The following is a 15105-nucleotide window of genomic DNA, read 5'->3' on the forward strand; positions in this document are numbered from 1 at the left end:
CATGACCGCCGTAAGTCTCATCATCCCGGCATTCGACGCGGCCGATTTCCTTGACGCGACTCTCCGATCGGTCAGCCAGCAGGATCTGGCGGATTTCGAGTGCCTCGTCGTTGACGATTTTTCCAGCGACGGCACGCTGTCCATCGCCAAGCGCTGGCGCGCCCGCGACCAGCGTATCCGCATCGTGACCCAGCGCGCCCGTTCGGGCGTGTCGGCGGCGCGTAACGCCGGGCTTCGGGCGGCGCGGGGGGCGCTTTGCGCCTTTCTGGATGCCGACGACCTGCTGATGCGCGACAGCCTGCGCCTGCGGCTGCTGGCCTGGCAGCGGGCGAGCCGCGCGGCAGGACCCCAGACCGCCGAGCGCATCGCCGGAAGCTACTGCGGCAGTGAGACGATTCCCGAAAGCCTGATGCAGCCGCCCCGGTCCCGCCCGATCGACCTCCTTCCGGTCGGATTCGCGACAACGGGCGGGCGCTGCCCCTTCAACGCCAACCAGCCGATGATCCGGCGCGACGTCCTGCTGGAAATGGGCGGCTTCAACGAGACCATGTCGCAGGCTGAGGATTACGACCTGTGGTCGCGCATCCTGCGCGCGGGCTACTGGTTCGCGCCCTCGCCGCAGGTCGCCGTGACCTATCGCGCCCGCGCGGGCAGCGCCGTCCGCAAGGCCCCCTCGCGGCATCTGGAGGCCTCGCTTGCGCTGCATGATGGGGGTGAGCGGGCGCTGGGGCCGGGGGTCCTGTCGCGCTCGCCCGGCCGGCTGGTGCGGCCGCATGGCCATTATGTCCATCAGGCGACAAAGGCCGGGCGCATCCTGCAGTTCTGCGGGATGGAACTGGGCTCGGACGATGCCCGCCCGCTTGACGACATCGCGACGGTGATCGTGCGGCACCTGCCGGACCTGCCGGACGTGCTGCCACCCACGACACCGGCCGCCAGGCTGCTGGGCGCCGGGATCACGCGGCAGACGACCCGACCTCTGTCCGGGGAGGACGAGAAGCGCGTCGCCGCGCTGCTGAAATCCGTGGCCGGGCGGCGTCATGACGCCAAGGCCCCGGCTGACGGCAACGGGCCGCCCCTTCTGTCCGGTCCCTTTGGCGATGCGGATCGCGACCGGCTGTGGCAGCCGGAGCGGCAGGCGGAAATCGACCTCCTGTTCCTGCCGCACAAGGATTACCACACCTGGACCATCGGCCTCGCCGCCCCGGCGCTGCGTGCGGCCGGAATGCGCTTTGCCATCATCGACATCTCGGCCCAGTGGCGCGAAGGCGGGGTCGCGGCCAAGGCCGCCGAGATGGCCCTGCCGCTGATCCGCTATGGCGAGCTGGCGCTGGGCGCCTTTGCGCCGCGGCTGGTGGTGGCCTTCAACGACTGGGATTTCGTGACCCGGCCGATCCTTGTCGCTGCCGAGCAGGCGGGCATCCCGACCGCCGCCATCGTCGAGGGCATCCAGGACTACGGGGACGTTGACACCGGACGGACGCGCCACGCTTACCGGACCGCCCGGACGGTGCTGCTGCCGGGCGACTTCGACCGGCGCTACTTCCCGGCAGGGGGCGGGCAGTCGCTGGCCGTCGCCGGCATCCCGCGCATCCAGTTGCTGCGGGGGCAGGCCGCGGATCGCCCGCCTGCCGAAAGGGCGCGGCAGGCGGGGTCGCGCCGGGTGCTGATCAACTCGAACTTCTCGCACAATGTCCTGACCGAGCGGCGCGACGCATGGCTGACCCAGGCGGTCGCCGCCGTGCGCCACGCGGGACTCGAGCCGGTGATCAGCCGCCATCCCGAGGACAAGGGCACGCTGTTTCCCGAATTGGTCACGCAAGCCAGCTTCTACGAGACGCTCGAATCCTGCTGCGCCTCGATCCAGCGCTTTGCATCGGGCATTCTCGAGTCGCTGGCGGGCGGTGTGCCGGTGATCTACTTCAACCCCCACGGGGAACGGGTGGACAAGTTCTCCAGCGACCCGATGGGCGCCTATCCCGTCGCCGTGACCGGCGAGGCGCTCGCGGGCCACCTGACGACGCTTGGCGACTGGCGCGAAGCCGCGCTGGCGCGGGCGGATGCATTCCTTGACCATCATGCCGGCCACCGTGACATCGACAGCGGCGCGGCCATCGCCGAGGGGCTGTGCGCGGCCATGGGTCCGCCCCCTGACGCCGAAACGCTTGCCCGCTTTCGCCGCAACCTGCGGATCATCGACCAGCAGACCGAGGCGCTGACGCGACGCGAGATGATCTTCGACGATCCCGCAACCGCCGTGGCCCGCATGGCCGCGCTGGCTGAGGCCGACATGCCGCCTGAAAGGCTGGTCGCGGCACTGGCCGATGCAGATGTACAGTCCGGGGCACAGGCCGCTGTGGGGGGCAAGGCGGAAGCCGGCATTGGTCGCAGGGGCCGCAGGTCGCGGGCCAGACTGGCCTGGCGGGGGCGGATGGCGCTGCACGAGCGGCTTGAACAGGCTTATCGCGCCTCGGCGCGCTGGCCGCGTCTGCACCGGCTGGCCCGGAGGGCGGGCGAATACTACCAGCGGAACTTCTCGCCCCTTTAGGCGGGACAGACACTTTCGCGGGGGAAGGCAGCGGCGCAACAACCGTGCCGGGGCCGCTGGAAACTGCCTTGCCGCTGCCGTATGCAGGCGGCGCTTTGCAGCCATGACGCCGTTCGGGCGTCCAGGAGGTTCCGCCCGATGCCCGACCACGCCATCCATCCTGACCTTGCGGACCGGGCGGTCTTCATCACCGGCGGCGGCGCCGGGATCGGAGCCGCGCTGACCGAGGGCTTCCTGCGCCAGGGCAGCCGCGTGGCCTTTGTCCAGCGATCGGACGCCACCCCCTTCTGCGACGAGATGGAGCGGCTGACCGGCCGCCGTCCCCTGTTCATCCGCTGCGACATCACCGACACCGCCGCCCTGCGCGCCGCAGTGGCAGAAGCCGCCGCTGCCCATGGCCCGGCGGGCGTGCTGGTCAACAACGCCGCCAGTGACGCCCGCCATGACACGCTGGAGATCACGCCCGAGGCGTGGAGCCGGATCATGGCCGTGAACCTCGACGCCGTGTTCTTCGCCATGCAGGCGGTGATCGAGGGGATGCGGGAACTGGGCGGCGGGTCGGTCGTCAACTTCTCCTCCATCTCCTACATGATGGGGAACGCGGGCTATCCCGGCTATGCGGCGGCGAATGCGGGGATCACCGGACTGACCCGGGCGCTCGCGCGCGAGTTCGGCCCCGACCGCATCCGCTGCAACGCGCTGATGCCCGGCTGGGTCATGACCGAGCGCCAGCGCGAGCTGTGGGTCACGCCCGAGGCGCTGGAGGGGCATCTGGAACGGCAATGCCTCAAGACCCCGCTCGAACCCCAGGACATCGTCGGGGGGACGCTGTTTCTTGCATCGGAAGCAAGCCGGATGATGACCGGGCAGGCGCTGGTCATCGACGGCGGCGTGGTGACGACGGGGTAGGGGCTGCCATGACCGCACAAGCCAGCGTTCTGGACGACCGCCGCTGCGATCTGGGCGAGGGGCCGCTGTGGCACCCGGCCCGCGGGCAGCTATTCTGGTTCGACATCAACCGCGGCCAGCTTCTGTCGCGCAATGACGAGGGGCCGCTGTCCTGGGACTTCGGGGGTCCCGTCTCGGCCGCAGGCTGGCTGGACGAAGGGCATCTGCTGGTCGCCTCGGACAGGGCGCTGCTGCGTTTCTCGATCAAGGACGGCAGCACCGAGCCAGTCGTGGCGCTTGAGGCGGACGATCCGCGCACGCGTTCGAACGACGGGCGGGCGGACCCCTGGGGCGGGTTCTGGATCGGCACCATGGGCCGGCAGGCGGAACCGGGCCTTGGCGCGATCTGGCGCTATCACCGGGGCGAGCTGCGGCGGATGTTCAGCGGCATCACCATCAGCAACGCCATCAGCTTTGCCCCCGACGGCAGCCATGCCTGTTTCGCCGACACCCGCAGGCGGATGATCTGGCGCGTGGCGCTGACCGGGGCCGATGGCTGGCCCGCGGGCGACCCGCAGCCCTTCGTCGATCTCGGCCCCGCGGGACTTAACCCCGATGGCGCTGTCATGGATGCCGAGGGCACGCTGTGGGTGGCGCTGTGGGGCGACGGCTCGGTCACGGGCTTCTGCCCGGACGGCCAGCGGCGCGAGCGGCTGGCGCTGCCCTCGCCCCATGTCTCCTGCCCCGCCTTCGGCGGCGAGGGGTTCGGCACGCTTTACGCCACCACCGCCTGCGAAGGGCTGGGCGCCGCAGCGCTGGAGGCCCATCCGCAGGCCGGAATGACCTTCACCGTCGCCACCGGACTGCGCGGGCAGGCCGAGCATCGGGTTGTCCTGTGACCGGAACGAGGCCCGTCGCTTCATGACGCAGTTCGGCAACGTCGGCCGCGTGTTGCGCCGCGAAGGGCTCCCCGGCCTTCTGACGCGCATCCGCCATCCCAAGCGCAGCGACAGCGCGACGCCGCGCGCCGTCCTGCCGCTGCGGCTGGGCAGCGACCTGCGACATCTGGAAGCCCCGCTGCGTGCCGCGATGACCCTGCTGGGGCGAAAGGATGAGGCAGGCATCGCCACCGATCCGCAAGGACCGGGCCTGCTGCTGCAAACGGAGGACGATGCCCCGCTGCCGGGGACCGGGCTGATCCTGCCCGATGCCGCTGCGGTTGCCCGGTTTCTGGAACGTCATGCGCCGGAGGGCAGCGCGGGGGCCGCCGTCCATCTGGTTCCTGACGGCGCGGGCGTGACGGCGCTGACCGGCGCCGGGATTCCGCACGGCCGCGTCTTTGTCGCGCCCGACCTTTCGCGGCTGGCGGCCGGGATCGCAACCGGCGCGCCGCCCACCGGCGACATCGCGGCCGAGCTTGCGCGCTGGCTGATCGCCGCCGGGGCGCTGGAAGCGCGGCAGGTCGATCCGCGGATCTTTCCCGCCCTGCGCGGCTTGGCCGCAGACGACCGGCTCTGCCTCAGCCTGCCCGAGACGCCGCAGCGCCGCCAGCTTCTTGCAGCGCAGAAAATAAGAGGCCTGCGCGTCTTCGACGGCCTGCGCTTTCATCCCGCCTGGCGCGGTTGCGGCCTCAGCTATGTCGCCATTGCCCGCGCGGCGCTGGCGCAAAATGCCGCGCCCCTGCTGGTCTGCGAGGATGACGCGATCTTCCCCGCGGATTTCGAGGCGCGGCTGAACGGCATCCGGCGATACCTGGAAGGCGTCGAATGGGACGTCTTTTCCGGCCTGCTCAGCGACCTGCCCGACGACTGCACGATCCGGCAGGTCGAACGGCGGGACGGCATGACCTTTGTGCATCTGGACCGGACGGTGGGGATGGTGCTGAACCTCTACAACCGCCGCGCGCTGGAGCGGATCACGCAATGGAACGACCGCGACGAGGACGTGCAGGACAACACGATCGACCGCTGGCTGGGCCGGATGGAGGGGCTGCGGGTCGTCACGACGCTGCCCTTCCTCGTCGGCCATGACGCCTCGGCGCAATCGACGCTTTTCGGCTTCTCGAACCGCCGCTACGAGGCCACCATCGGCGCAAGCGAACGGCGGCTGCGCCGGATGGTCGCCCGGTTCGAGGCGCAGCGCCTTTAGGCCGCAGCCTGCGGCGCGGCCCCCTCGGGCCCCAGCGCGGCCAGGAAATCCGCGCACCATTTCGAGATGTCGTTCTGTTCCAGCCGGGCCATCATCGCGGTGAACCGCTCGATCCGTTCCTCGAGCGGCATGGACAGGGCGCGGGCGATGGCGTTGCCGACGGCCTCGATGTCGTAAGGGTTGACCAGCACCGCGGCGTCCAGTTCCCGCGCCGCGCCGGCAAAGCGGGACAGGACCAGGACGCCGGGATCGGCGGGGTTCTGGGCGGCGACGAATTCCTTGGCCACCAAGTTCATGCCGTCGCGCAGGGGCGTCACCAGTCCAACGCGGGCGACGCGGTAAAGGCCCGCAAGCGTGCTGCGCCCGACGGACTGGTTGATATAGCGGATGGGCGTCCAGTCCATCGTGCCCATCGCGCCGTTCACGCGGCCCGCGTGCTCGGCCACCTGCCGCTGCATGTCGGAATAGCCCGGCACGTCGCTGCGGGATTTCGGCGTGACCTGCAGCAGCGTCGTGCGCCCGCGCCAGTCGGGGTTGGCGATCAGGAACCGCTCGAACCCGTCGATGCGGTGGGTCAGGCCCTTGGAGTAATCCAGCCGGTCCACCCCGATGATCAGGTCGCGGCCGTTGAAGCTGACGGCGGTGCGCTTGACCGCCGTGTTCCGCACCGCCCGTTTCGCCATCATGGCGAATTCGGCAACGTTGATGCCGATGGGAAAGGCGCAGGCGCGGAAGCGGCGGCCATGGGCGGTCATCCAGCCTTGGCCGAGGTCGCGCCCGATCCCCTCGCGCCTGAGGCCGAGGGCGAAGTTCTCGACGTCGTATTCGGTCTGGAAGCCCACCACGTCATAGGCCGTCAGGCCGCCGATGATCGCCTCATGCACCGGCAGGGTGAAGAACACATCCGGCGAGGGCCAGGGGATGTGCATGAAGAAGCCGATGCGGTTTTCCACCCCCATCTGGCGCAGCTCGGCGGCCATCGGGATCAGGTGATAGTCGTGAATCCAGATCAGGTCGTCGGGCTGGATCAGGGGCCGCAGCCGTTCCGCGAAAAAGCGGTTCACCCGGAAATAGCCCGCCATGTCCTTGCGGGCGTATTCCGTCAGGTCCAGCCGGTAATGGCACAAGGGCCACAGCACGCTGTTGGCAAAGCCCGCGTAATATTCGGACAGGTCGCGCCGCGACAGGTCGGTCAGGGCATAGGTGATGTTGCCGCGTTCCACGAACTGCAGCGGCCCCGGTTCCTTCACGCCGCTGGACTTGCCGGACCAACCCATCCAGACGCCGCCCGCCTTTTCCAGCGCGGAATGCAATGCGACGGCCAGACCGCCGGCGGGCGCCCCCTTGGTCGGGTCGGGCACGCGGTTCGAGACGACGATCAGCCGGCTCACAGCACGTCCTCCCATCGTCGGGACAGGTGCATGGCGGCATGGACAAGCCCGACCATCGAATAGGTCTGCGGGAAGTTGCCCCAAAGCTCGCCCGTCTCGACATGGACCCCTTCGGAGAGCAGGCCAAGGTGGTTCCGGGTGCGCAGGATCTCGGCGAAGATCTGGCGCGCGTCCTCGCGGCGGCCAACACGGACAAGCGCGTCGATCAGCCAGAAGGTGCAGGCGGTGAAGGCGGTCTCCGGCTCTCCGAAATCGTCAGGGGCGCGATAGCGGTAAAGGTGGTTGCCAAAGCGCAGGTGCTTCTCGCAGGCCTCCAGCGTGGACAGGAAGCGGGGGTCATGCGCCGGGATGATGCCGACCTGCGGCATCAGCAGCAGGCTCGCGTCGAGGTCGCGGCCGCCGAAGCTGGACACGAAGCTCTGCAGTTCCTTGTTCCAGCCTTGTTCGAGAATGCCCTCGCGGATCAGGTCGGCCTCGGCCCGCCACTGCGCCTCGCGTTCGGACAGGGCCAGCCGGGCGGCGATCTTGGCCAGCCGGTCGCAGGCGGCCCAGCACATCACGGCGGAATGGGTGTGGACCGCGCCGCGGGTGCGGAATTCCCACAACCCCGCGTCGGGTTGGTTCCAGCGCATGGCCGCCTGCCGGCCCAGTCGTTCCAGCCGGGTGAACAGCGCCTCGCCGCCCATGGTGGGCAGGCGTTCGTCGAAGAAGGCCTGCGTGATCGACAGGATCACCGAGCCGTAGCCGTCGTTCTGCACCTGCGTATAGGCGGCGTTGCCGCGCCGCACGGGGCCGAGGCTGCGATAGCCGGGCAGGGTGGGCACCATCTCTTCGTCCACCTGCCGTTCCAGCCCCAGCCCGAACAGCGGCTGCAGGTAGCCGTCGGGCGAGCCTGCCGCGATGTTCGAGACATAGGACAGGTATTCCTCCATCGTCCGGGTCGCGCCCAGCAGGTTCAGCGCGCTGACGGTGAAATAGGAATCCCTGAGCCAGCAGAAGCGATAATCCCAGGTCCGCCCGCTTTCCCCGTATTCGGGGATCGAGGTCGTCAGCGCCGCGACGATGCCCCCGGTTTCCTCATGCGCGCAAAGCTTCAGCGTGATGGCCGAGCGGATCACCACGTCCTGATAGTCCAGCGGCACCGACAGGTAGCGGACCCAGTTCCGCCAGTAATCGGCGGTCTTGTCGAGGAAGCCGCGCGCCATCTGCAGCGGGGCCTCGGACAGACGTTCGTCGGCGCCGAAGACGAAGGCATAGGGGCGGTCGATCAGGAAGGCCCTGCCATGCTCGATGTAGTCTATGGGCGCGTTGGTGGTCAGGCGCAGCACCTGCTCGCCCAACAGGAAGCGGATGTGGTTGGTGCCGCGCGTGGTCTCGGGGACATGGGCGCCGTAGCCGTGGCGCGGGCGCATCAGAACGCGGGCGCGCGGCGTGCCCTCCAGCGGTTCGATCATCCGCACGATGCCCAGGGGGCGGAAGATCCTGCCCAACTCCTTGAAGCGCGGTGCGAAATCAAGGATGCGGAGCCGGTTGCCCGCGCCGTCGGTCAGGATCGTTTCCAGGATCGCCGTGTTGCGCAGGTAGCGCTGTTCGCTGTGGGCGAAATCCTCGATGGTGATCGACCAGTCGCCGCCCTCGGCCTGCGTGCCGGCCAAGAGGCGGCAGAAGACCGGGTCGCCGTCCATGCGCGGCGCGCACATCCAGACAATCGAGCCGTTGCGGTCCACCAGCGCGGCCGCCGCGGCATTGCCGATGACGCCGAGGTCGAGCGAATGGCTTGGAAGGCTGGCCGTTCCGGCGGGGGCAAGGGCCTCGAGGGGCGCGTTCATCGCGACACCCGCTCGATCCAGCCGCGCAGTTCGGCCGGCGAGGCGAGGCGGCCCCGCGCGAGGGTTTCGCGCCCATCGGTTCCGACCCGGACCGACAGGCCGCCAAGTCGGTTCGCGGCCGCGAACATCGCCTCGTCCGTCACGTCGTCCCCGATCGCCAACGGCCGGCGCCCTGCGAAAGCCTTTTGCCCCATCGTCTGCATCAATGCGTCTCCCTTGTCCCGGCCGTGCGGCCGCAACTCCACAACCGCCTTTCCTTCCTGCAGTTTCCACCTGTCGCCAACGGTTTCCGCAAGCGCCTGCATCAGCCGCCGCACCTGCGATTCGCTGGCCGGGGCAAGGCGGTAATGGGCGGCGAATGCCGGGCCCTTGTCCTCGAACACGACGCCGGGCCAGCGGGCGGCCTGTTCGCGCAGCCGCTGCTTGGCGCCCGAAAAGGCGTCGGTGGTGTCGGGGGCGAAGACCCGCCCGGACCCGTCGCGCCATTCCGCCCCGTGCAGCCCGTTGACCGTGGCGGAAAGGCCGGGAAACAGCCGGTCCACGGTGGCAAGCGACCGACCCGTGACCAGCGCCATCGCGCCGCCCAGCCTTGCGGTCAGCCGTTCCAGCGCCCCGGCCAGCCCCGGCGGCACCACGATTCCGTCCGGGGTGTCCGCGATGTCCAGAAGCGTGCCGTCGATGTCCAGGAACAGGGCAAGCCCATCCACCCTGTCGGGCAGCCCGGCAGGCACGGGCGCAGCCCCGGACATCTCGCACGAGGAGTTCTGGTCCATCCGGCAGAATCTAGAGGGCGGGACCGCAGAGGACAACCCCGGCGGGAAGGCTCTGCCCCTGCGGAACGCCTGCGCCGTTCCGGTGTTGTTCAACATGCATCCGGGGAGGAGCCTATGGACGACAAGCGGGTCTGGGAATTCGAGGAAAGCCTGTGGCGGGCAAGCGAGGAACGCTATCACGAGCGGGTGGACCCCGACTGCGTGATGGCCCTGAGCCGGGCGCCCTGGCTGTTCACGGGCGATGCCGCGATTGAGGCGGTCAGCCACACGCCCGCATGGGAGGAGGTCGCCTTTTCGCAGCAGGACGTGCGCCGGCCGCAGGAAGGGCTGATCGCCATTGCCTATTGCGTGGTCGCCAGCCGGGAGGGGACGCGCTTCGCCGCCGCCTGCACCTCGGTCTACCGCCGCCGCGGCCATGACGACTGGACCGTGGTCCAGCATACGCAGATTGCCCTTGATTCACAGGAGAACGCATGATGACCGACGACGCCAAGATCGAGGCCCGCTTCTGGAAGGCGCTTGCCGCGGAACGCGTGATGATGCTGGGGGTGGACGGGGTCGAGGACGGCTTCGCCCGCCCGATGTACGTCCAGATCGACGCGGAACGCTCGCCCCTGTGGTTCTTCACCTCAAGCGACAACCACATCGTGGGCAAGCTGACCGAAGGCCGCCGCGCCATCGCCACCTTTTCCGCCAAGGGAGAGCTTTACGCCTCGATCCAGGGCAGCCTCAGCCTGTCGCAGGACCGCGCCATGATCGACAAGTTGTGGAACCCGCAGGTCGCCGCCTGGTACGAGAAGGGCAAGGACGACCCCAAGCTGCGGCTGCTGCGCCTTGACGCAGATCAGGCCGAGATCTGGCTGGACGGCTCCAGCCTGCTGGCGGGGGTCAAGTCGCTGCTCGGGGTTGATCCCAAGATGGATTACAAGGACGACCAGGCCTCGGTGCGCTTGTAGGAACAGCCGCTTTCCGCCTGCGTCGGAACATGTCCATTTGGACAAATTGAACGCGGGCGTTCCATGTGGTCAACAGGTCTCAAGACGGCCGTCTTGCAAGGCATCGCTTGTTACGAGTTGTTTCTGTTATTGGTTCATGATGCTCAAAAAGACCCGCGCAGCTCTGCTGCGCGGGTTGATTCATGATCTGCTCAGGGCCGAGGGCTAGTAACCGATCGCGGCCCCGGCACTCGCGCGGCTGTCGATCGCGCCGTGATAGCCCCCGCCGTCGCCGTCCTCGATGTCCCGCAGGCTCTTGCCGCCGACAAGGATGCCCGCCGCCTCGCCCCAGACCGGCCAGTTCGGATCGGTGCCGATGTCGTATCCCATCCCGACCAGCAGGCGCATGGTGTCCGGGGACAGGCCGCGCGGCTCGACGAAGACCCGGTCGGGCAGCCACTGGTGATGGATGCGCGGGGCGTCGATGGCTTCCTGCAGGTCCATGCCGTGGTCGATCACGTTCATGATCGCCTGCAGGGTGATGGTGATGATGCGCGCCCCGCCGGGGCTGCCGATCACCATGAAGGGCTCGCCGTCCCTGGAAACGATGGTCGGGCTCATCGAGGACAGGGGCGACTTGCGCGGTTCGATGGCGTTGGCCTCGCCCTGCACCAGCCCGTAAAGGTTGGGCACCCCCGGCTTGACGGTGAAGTCGTCCATCTCGTTGTTCAGAAGGATACCGGTGCCCTCGGCCACCTTGGCCGTCCCGAACGAGCCGTTCAGCGTATAGGTGACGGCGACGGCGTTCCCGTCCTTGTCGATGATCGAATAATGCGTCGTTTCCGGGGACTCGGGCGCGACATCGATCTTCAACTCGGCGCTGACGCCGGCGCGGAAGGCGTCGATGCGCGACCGGATCTCGTCGGCATAGGCCTTGCTGGTCAGCCTTTCGACCGGGTTCTGCACGAAATCGGGATCGCCCAGCGCGGTGTTGCGGTCCACATAGGCGTGGCGCATCGCCTCGACCATCAGCCGCGTGGTTTCCGCCGAGCCATGGCCCAGATAGGAAATCGGATAGCCTTCCAGCACGTTCAGGATCTCGCAGATGATCAGCCCGCCGGACGAGGGCGGCGGCGCCGAGGCGATGTCGTAGCCGCGATAGCTGCAGGTCACGGGCGCCATCTCGCGGACCCGGTATTGCTGGAAATCCTCTTTCGCGAGGATGCCGCCATTGGCCTCGCTCGCCTGCACGATCAGGTCGGCGATGCCGCCGTTGTAGAAGGCCTCCGCCCCGCCGTCGGAAATCTGCCGCAGCGACCCGGCAAGGTCCGCCTGCACCAGCCGGTCCCCGATCCGATAGGGCTGGCCGTCCTTCAGGAAGATCCTTGCGGCCGCAGGGTCCTGGGCCAGCCGGTCATTGCCATCCGCGAACGAGGCGATGTCGCCCTGTTCCAGCACAAAGCCTTCCGTTGCCAGCCGGATCGCAGGGGCCAGCAGCTCCTCGCGCGGCCGGGTGCCGTATGTCTCACGCGCCATCTCGAAGCCCGCGACGGACCCCGGCGTGCCCACGGCCAGATAGCCGTCGGTGCTGGCGCCGGGGATCGGGTTGCCCTCGGGGTCCAGATACATGGTGCTGGTCGCGGCCAAGGGCGCGCGCTCGCGGAAGTCGAGGAATGTCGTGGTCCCATCAGCAAGCCGGATCGTCATGAAGCCGCCGCCGCCGAGGTTGCCCGCGGTCGGATAAACCACCGCCAGCGCATAGCCGACCGCCACGGCGGCATCGACCGCATTGCCGCCGGCCTTCAGCATATCGACGCCGACCTGCGAGGCAAGATGCTGCGCCGTCACCACCATGCCGTTTTGCCCTTCGACCGGGACAGGGGATGCGGCAAAGGCCGCGCCTGTCCCAAGCCATAGTGCCCCCACGAAACAAAGCCGCCTTGATCCCAGTTGCCCCATGATCCCCTCCCTCGCAGTCGATTGCCGCGCACTGGATACCCCCGGCGCCCGGAGTTGAGGATGAGGCGATCCGGGGCTTGCGTCCAGACCTGCCGCCGTCTTCCCCGCGCCGCGGGTCAGAGCGGCTGGCGGTCCCATTCCAGCCTGGGACCCAGCGGCACGATGCCGGTCGGGTTCAGCGCCTTTATGGAATAATAGCCGCGCTTGATGTGGTCGATGCTGACCGTGTCGCGCACGCCTGGCAGGGCGAGGAAGCGTTCTAGATAGGCGCTGAGCGCCGGATAGTCGGCCAGCCGGCGCAGGTTGCACTTGAACAGTCCGTGATAGGCCGCGTCGAAGCGCACCAGCGTCACGAACAGGCGGATGTCGGCTTCCGTCACCCGATCGCCCGACAGGAAGGCGCGTCCATCCGAGAAGCGCCCTTCCAGTTCGTCCAGCATGGCGAAGACATCGTGGAAGGCCTCGTCATAGGCTTCCTGCGTGGTGGCGAAGCCTGCGCGATAGACTCCGTTGTTCAGGCGTGGATAGATGCGGGCGTTCAGCGCCTCGATCTCGTCCTGCAGATCGGCGGGGTAGAGGTCGAAGGTCGGGTCGGCCAGATCGCCGAAGCCGGTGGTCATCATCCGCAGGATCTCGGCGGATTCGTTGTTGACGATGGTGCGCTGCCGCTTGTCCCAGAGGACCGGCACCGTGGCCCGGCCCGAGACCTGCGGATCGGCCCCGCTGTAGATCTGGTGCAGGTGGTCGGCGCCGGTCAGCGGGTCGGGCACGGCAAAGCGCCAGCCCTGGTCGCCCAGTTCCGGCTCGACTACCGAAACCGAGATCACGTCCTCCAGCTTCTTCAGCCTGCGCCCGATCAGCGTGCGCGAGGCCCAGGGGCAGATCAGCGCGACGTAAAGATGATAGCGGCCGGGTTCGGCGGCAAAGCCGCCCTCGCCACTCGGGCCGGGGCTGCCGTCGGGGGTGATCCAGTTGCGGAAGCCCGATGTCTGGCGGACGAAGCCGCCCTTTTCGTCCTTGGCCTGCACCGGCTGCCAGTCGGCCACCCATTTTCCTTGCACAAGCATCGGTGTCTCCTTTCGGGCTGGTCCCGGCGCGCGACCCGCGCCGGGCGTTCGTTCAGCGGCTCGCCGCGTCCAGCCGCTCGCGGGCCTCAGTGGGCAGGTCGAGGGCCACGGCGCCCATGATCTCGTCCAGTTGCTGAACGCTGGTGGCGCTGGCGATGGGCGCGGTCAGGCCGGGGCGCGACATCAGCCAGGCCAGCGCGACCTGCGCCTGCGGGGCGCCTACACCTTCGGCCACCTCGCGCAGCGCGGTCAGGATACGCGCGCCGCGGTCGTCGAAATAGCCTTCGAGGAAGCCCTTGCGGCTGCTGCCCTCAAGATCGGCCTTCGTGCGGTATTTCCCGGACAGGAAGCCGCTCGCCAGCGAGAAATAGCTGACCGCGCCAAGCCTTTCGGACTGGATGACCGGCAGCAGCGACTGCTCGAAGTCCTTGCGGTCATGAAGGTTGTAGGCGGGCTGGACCATCTCGTAGCGCGGCAGCCCGGCGGCTTTTGCCGCATCCAGCGCGGCCTGCAGGCGGTCGGCCGAGTGGTTCGAGGCGCCGATGGCGCGGACCTTGCCGGCCTCGATCAGCCGGGAAAAGGCGCCCAGCGTTTCCTCGAAAGGCACGCTCTCGTCGTCCACATGGGCGAAATAGACGTCCACATGGTCGGTCTGCAGGCGACGCAGCGAATCGTCCAGCGCGGCCTCGATATTGGCGGCAGAGAGGCCCTTGCGGCTCTCCCACATGCCGACCTTGGTCATCAGCACCACGTCGTCGCGGCGGCCCCCCTGGGCCAGCCATTCGCCGATGACGGTTTCCGATTCCCCGCCCGACAGGCCGGGCGCCCAGCTGGAATAGACATCCGCGGTGTCGATGGCGTTGAAGCCTTGCCCGGTGAAGCGATCCAGCAGGGTGAAGGACTGCTGCCGGTCGGTGGTCCAGCCGAAGACGTTGCCGCCGAAAACAAGGGGGGCAATGGCGATGCCCGATTTGCCGAGTTCACGCTTTTCCATGAAGAAATCTCCTGTCTTGTGAAAGGGAAGGGGACGGCCGGTGCGTCACAGCATCCGGTCCAGCGTCCCGTCGCGCCTGACGAACTGGTGGAACAGCGCCATCGCGATATGGCCGATGACCAGTGCCGCCAGAATCCAGGCCAGAGGCGAGTGCAGGCTGCCGAGACTTTGCGCCCAGCCGATCTTCTCGCCCTTGGCGATCAGTTCGACGCCGAAGGCGGTCACGCCGAAGCCTGCGCCGACCATCAGCATGATGCCGGTCAGCGGCAACAGGATCAGCGTGGCGTAGATGAGGCCATGCCCGGCCTTGATGTAGAAATCCATTGCCGGATCGTTCAGGGGACGCTGCCCCCGCTGATTGAGCGCCCAGCCGAAGCGGGTGACGGCCATCACCAGCAGCAGCACGCCGATCGAGATGTGCCACGAGACCAGCGTCTGGCCGACCCAATGCTCGCCCTCGTCGATGCGGTCGAAGAACTTCAGGAACTGCCAGCCCACCAGCAGCGCCATCACCCAGTGAAAGGTCTTGCTGACAAGGCCGTAGCCGTCTTGCGTGTCGGTAGCCATGTCGGT

At 68.3% G+C, this 15105-nt stretch carries 13 protein-coding genes; 6 read left to right on the forward strand and 7 right to left on the reverse strand.

All coding sequences use genetic code 11. The annotated features are described in order from the left end of the window. Nucleotide 1: 1 nt before the first annotated feature. The 4 genes from JGR78_RS00135 to JGR78_RS00150 all read left to right on the forward strand — a co-directional run bounded on the left by JGR78_RS00135 (nt 2) and on the right by JGR78_RS00150 (nt 5584). Nucleotides 2-2548, forward strand: a complete 2547-nt coding sequence (locus JGR78_RS00135; protein ID WP_182804482.1) for a glycosyltransferase family 2 protein — start codon at nt 2-4, stop codon at nt 2546-2548. Nucleotides 2549-2686: 138 nt separating this feature from the next. Then, on the forward strand, nt 2687-3457 hold the full coding sequence (locus JGR78_RS00140) for an SDR family NAD(P)-dependent oxidoreductase (RefSeq protein WP_182804480.1): 771 nt from the start codon (nt 2687-2689) through the stop codon (nt 3455-3457). Between the two features lie 8 nt (nt 3458-3465). Beyond that, nucleotides 3466-4335 carry an SMP-30/gluconolactonase/LRE family protein gene (locus tag JGR78_RS00145; protein ID WP_182804477.1) on the forward strand — a complete coding sequence of 290 codons (870 nt, stop codon included), beginning with the start codon at nt 3466-3468 and terminating at the stop codon, nt 4333-4335. Between the two features lie 22 nt (nt 4336-4357). Next, a complete protein-coding gene (locus JGR78_RS00150) occupies nt 4358-5584 on the forward strand; it encodes a hypothetical protein (protein ID WP_182804475.1) in 1227 nt (408 codons plus the stop codon). On the opposite strand, the gene otsA is transcribed toward JGR78_RS00150, so the two are convergent. The 3 genes from otsA to otsB are packed head-to-tail and all read right to left on the reverse strand — an operon-like array spanning nt 5581 to nt 9577. Beyond that, nucleotides 5581-6975, reverse strand: a complete 1395-nt coding sequence (gene otsA / locus JGR78_RS00155; RefSeq protein WP_182792243.1) for an alpha,alpha-trehalose-phosphate synthase (UDP-forming) — start codon at nt 6973-6975, stop codon at nt 5581-5583. The genes JGR78_RS00150 and otsA overlap by 4 nt on opposite strands. After that, entirely contained in the window at nt 6972-8804 is a 1833-nt protein-coding gene (locus JGR78_RS00160; protein WP_182804473.1) for a glycoside hydrolase family 15 protein, read from the reverse strand. Before JGR78_RS00160 ends, otsA begins: the two co-directional genes overlap by 4 nt. Beyond that, on the reverse strand, nt 8801-9577 hold the full coding sequence (otsB, locus tag JGR78_RS00165; RefSeq protein ID WP_200559374.1) for a trehalose-phosphatase: 777 nt from the start codon (nt 9575-9577) through the stop codon (nt 8801-8803). The genes JGR78_RS00160 and otsB overlap by 4 nt, the downstream gene beginning before the upstream one ends. Nucleotides 9578-9691: 114 nt before the next feature. On the opposite strand from otsB, the gene JGR78_RS00170 reads away from it, so the two are divergent. Continuing rightward, nucleotides 9692-10054, forward strand: coding sequence for a DUF4440 domain-containing protein (locus tag JGR78_RS00170; RefSeq protein ID WP_182804468.1), 363 nt, complete (start codon nt 9692-9694; stop codon nt 10052-10054). Then, the gene (locus JGR78_RS00175; RefSeq protein ID WP_200559375.1) at nt 10051-10533 is read left to right on the forward strand and encodes a pyridoxamine 5'-phosphate oxidase family protein; all 483 of its coding nucleotides are present in this window, start codon (nt 10051-10053) and stop codon (nt 10531-10533) included. Before JGR78_RS00170 ends, JGR78_RS00175 begins: the two co-directional genes overlap by 4 nt. A gap of 204 nt (nt 10534-10737) precedes the next feature. Here JGR78_RS00175 and ggt read toward each other — a convergent pair whose 3' ends face one another. The 4 genes from ggt to JGR78_RS00195 all read right to left on the reverse strand — a co-directional run bounded on the left by ggt (nt 10738) and on the right by JGR78_RS00195 (nt 15099). After that, nucleotides 10738-12471 (reverse strand): gamma-glutamyltransferase, encoded by a 1734-nt coding sequence (ggt, locus tag JGR78_RS00180; RefSeq protein WP_182804466.1) that lies wholly within the window; start codon nt 12469-12471, stop codon nt 10738-10740. 116 nt (nt 12472-12587) lie between these two features. Continuing rightward, complete coding sequence (locus JGR78_RS00185) at nt 12588-13538, reverse strand: glutathione S-transferase family protein (RefSeq protein WP_182792238.1); 951 nt, start codon at nt 13536-13538, stop codon at nt 12588-12590. Between the two features lie 52 nt (nt 13539-13590). Continuing rightward, complete coding sequence (locus JGR78_RS00190; protein WP_182804464.1) at nt 13591-14532, reverse strand: aldo/keto reductase; 942 nt, start codon at nt 14530-14532, stop codon at nt 13591-13593. A 45-nt stretch (nt 14533-14577) separates the two neighbouring features. Beyond that, on the reverse strand, nt 14578-15099 hold the full coding sequence (locus JGR78_RS00195; protein ID WP_182804462.1) for a cytochrome b: 522 nt from the start codon (nt 15097-15099) through the stop codon (nt 14578-14580). Between the last annotated feature and the right edge of the window lie 6 nt (nt 15100-15105).

It is taken from the genome of Paracoccus sp. MC1862 (genome assembly GCF_016617715.1).
Lineage (GTDB): Bacteria > Pseudomonadota > Alphaproteobacteria > Rhodobacterales > Rhodobacteraceae > Paracoccus.

Excerpts from the sequence above, each read along its gene's own strand:
- JGR78_RS00135 (WP_182804482.1), top strand. The coding sequence starts at position 2 with ATGACCGCCGTAAGTCTCATCATCCCGGCATTCGACGCGGCCGATTTC.
- JGR78_RS00140 (WP_182804480.1), top strand. The coding sequence starts at position 2,687 with ATGCCCGACCACGCCATCCATCCTGACCTTGCGGACCGGGCGGTCTTC.
- JGR78_RS00145 (WP_182804477.1), top strand. The coding sequence starts at position 3,466 with ATGACCGCACAAGCCAGCGTTCTGGACGACCGCCGCTGCGATCTGGGC.
- JGR78_RS00150 (WP_182804475.1), top strand. The coding sequence starts at position 4,358 with ATGACGCAGTTCGGCAACGTCGGCCGCGTGTTGCGCCGCGAAGGGCTC.
- JGR78_RS00160 (WP_182804473.1), bottom strand. The coding sequence starts at position 8,804 with ATGAACGCGCCCCTCGAGGCCCTTGCCCCCGCCGGAACGGCCAGCCTT.
- otsB (WP_200559374.1), bottom strand. The coding sequence starts at position 9,577 with ATGGACCAGAACTCCTCGTGCGAGATGTCCGGGGCTGCGCCCGTGCCT.
- JGR78_RS00170 (WP_182804468.1), top strand. The coding sequence starts at position 9,692 with ATGGACGACAAGCGGGTCTGGGAATTCGAGGAAAGCCTGTGGCGGGCA.
- JGR78_RS00175 (WP_200559375.1), top strand. The coding sequence starts at position 10,051 with ATGATGACCGACGACGCCAAGATCGAGGCCCGCTTCTGGAAGGCGCTT.
- ggt (WP_182804466.1), bottom strand. The coding sequence starts at position 12,471 with ATGGGGCAACTGGGATCAAGGCGGCTTTGTTTCGTGGGGGCACTATGG.
- JGR78_RS00185 (WP_182792238.1), bottom strand. The coding sequence starts at position 13,538 with ATGCTTGTGCAAGGAAAATGGGTGGCCGACTGGCAGCCGGTGCAGGCC.
- JGR78_RS00190 (WP_182804464.1), bottom strand. The coding sequence starts at position 14,532 with ATGGAAAAGCGTGAACTCGGCAAATCGGGCATCGCCATTGCCCCCCTT.
- JGR78_RS00195 (WP_182804462.1), bottom strand. The coding sequence starts at position 15,099 with ATGGCTACCGACACGCAAGACGGCTACGGCCTTGTCAGCAAGACCTTT.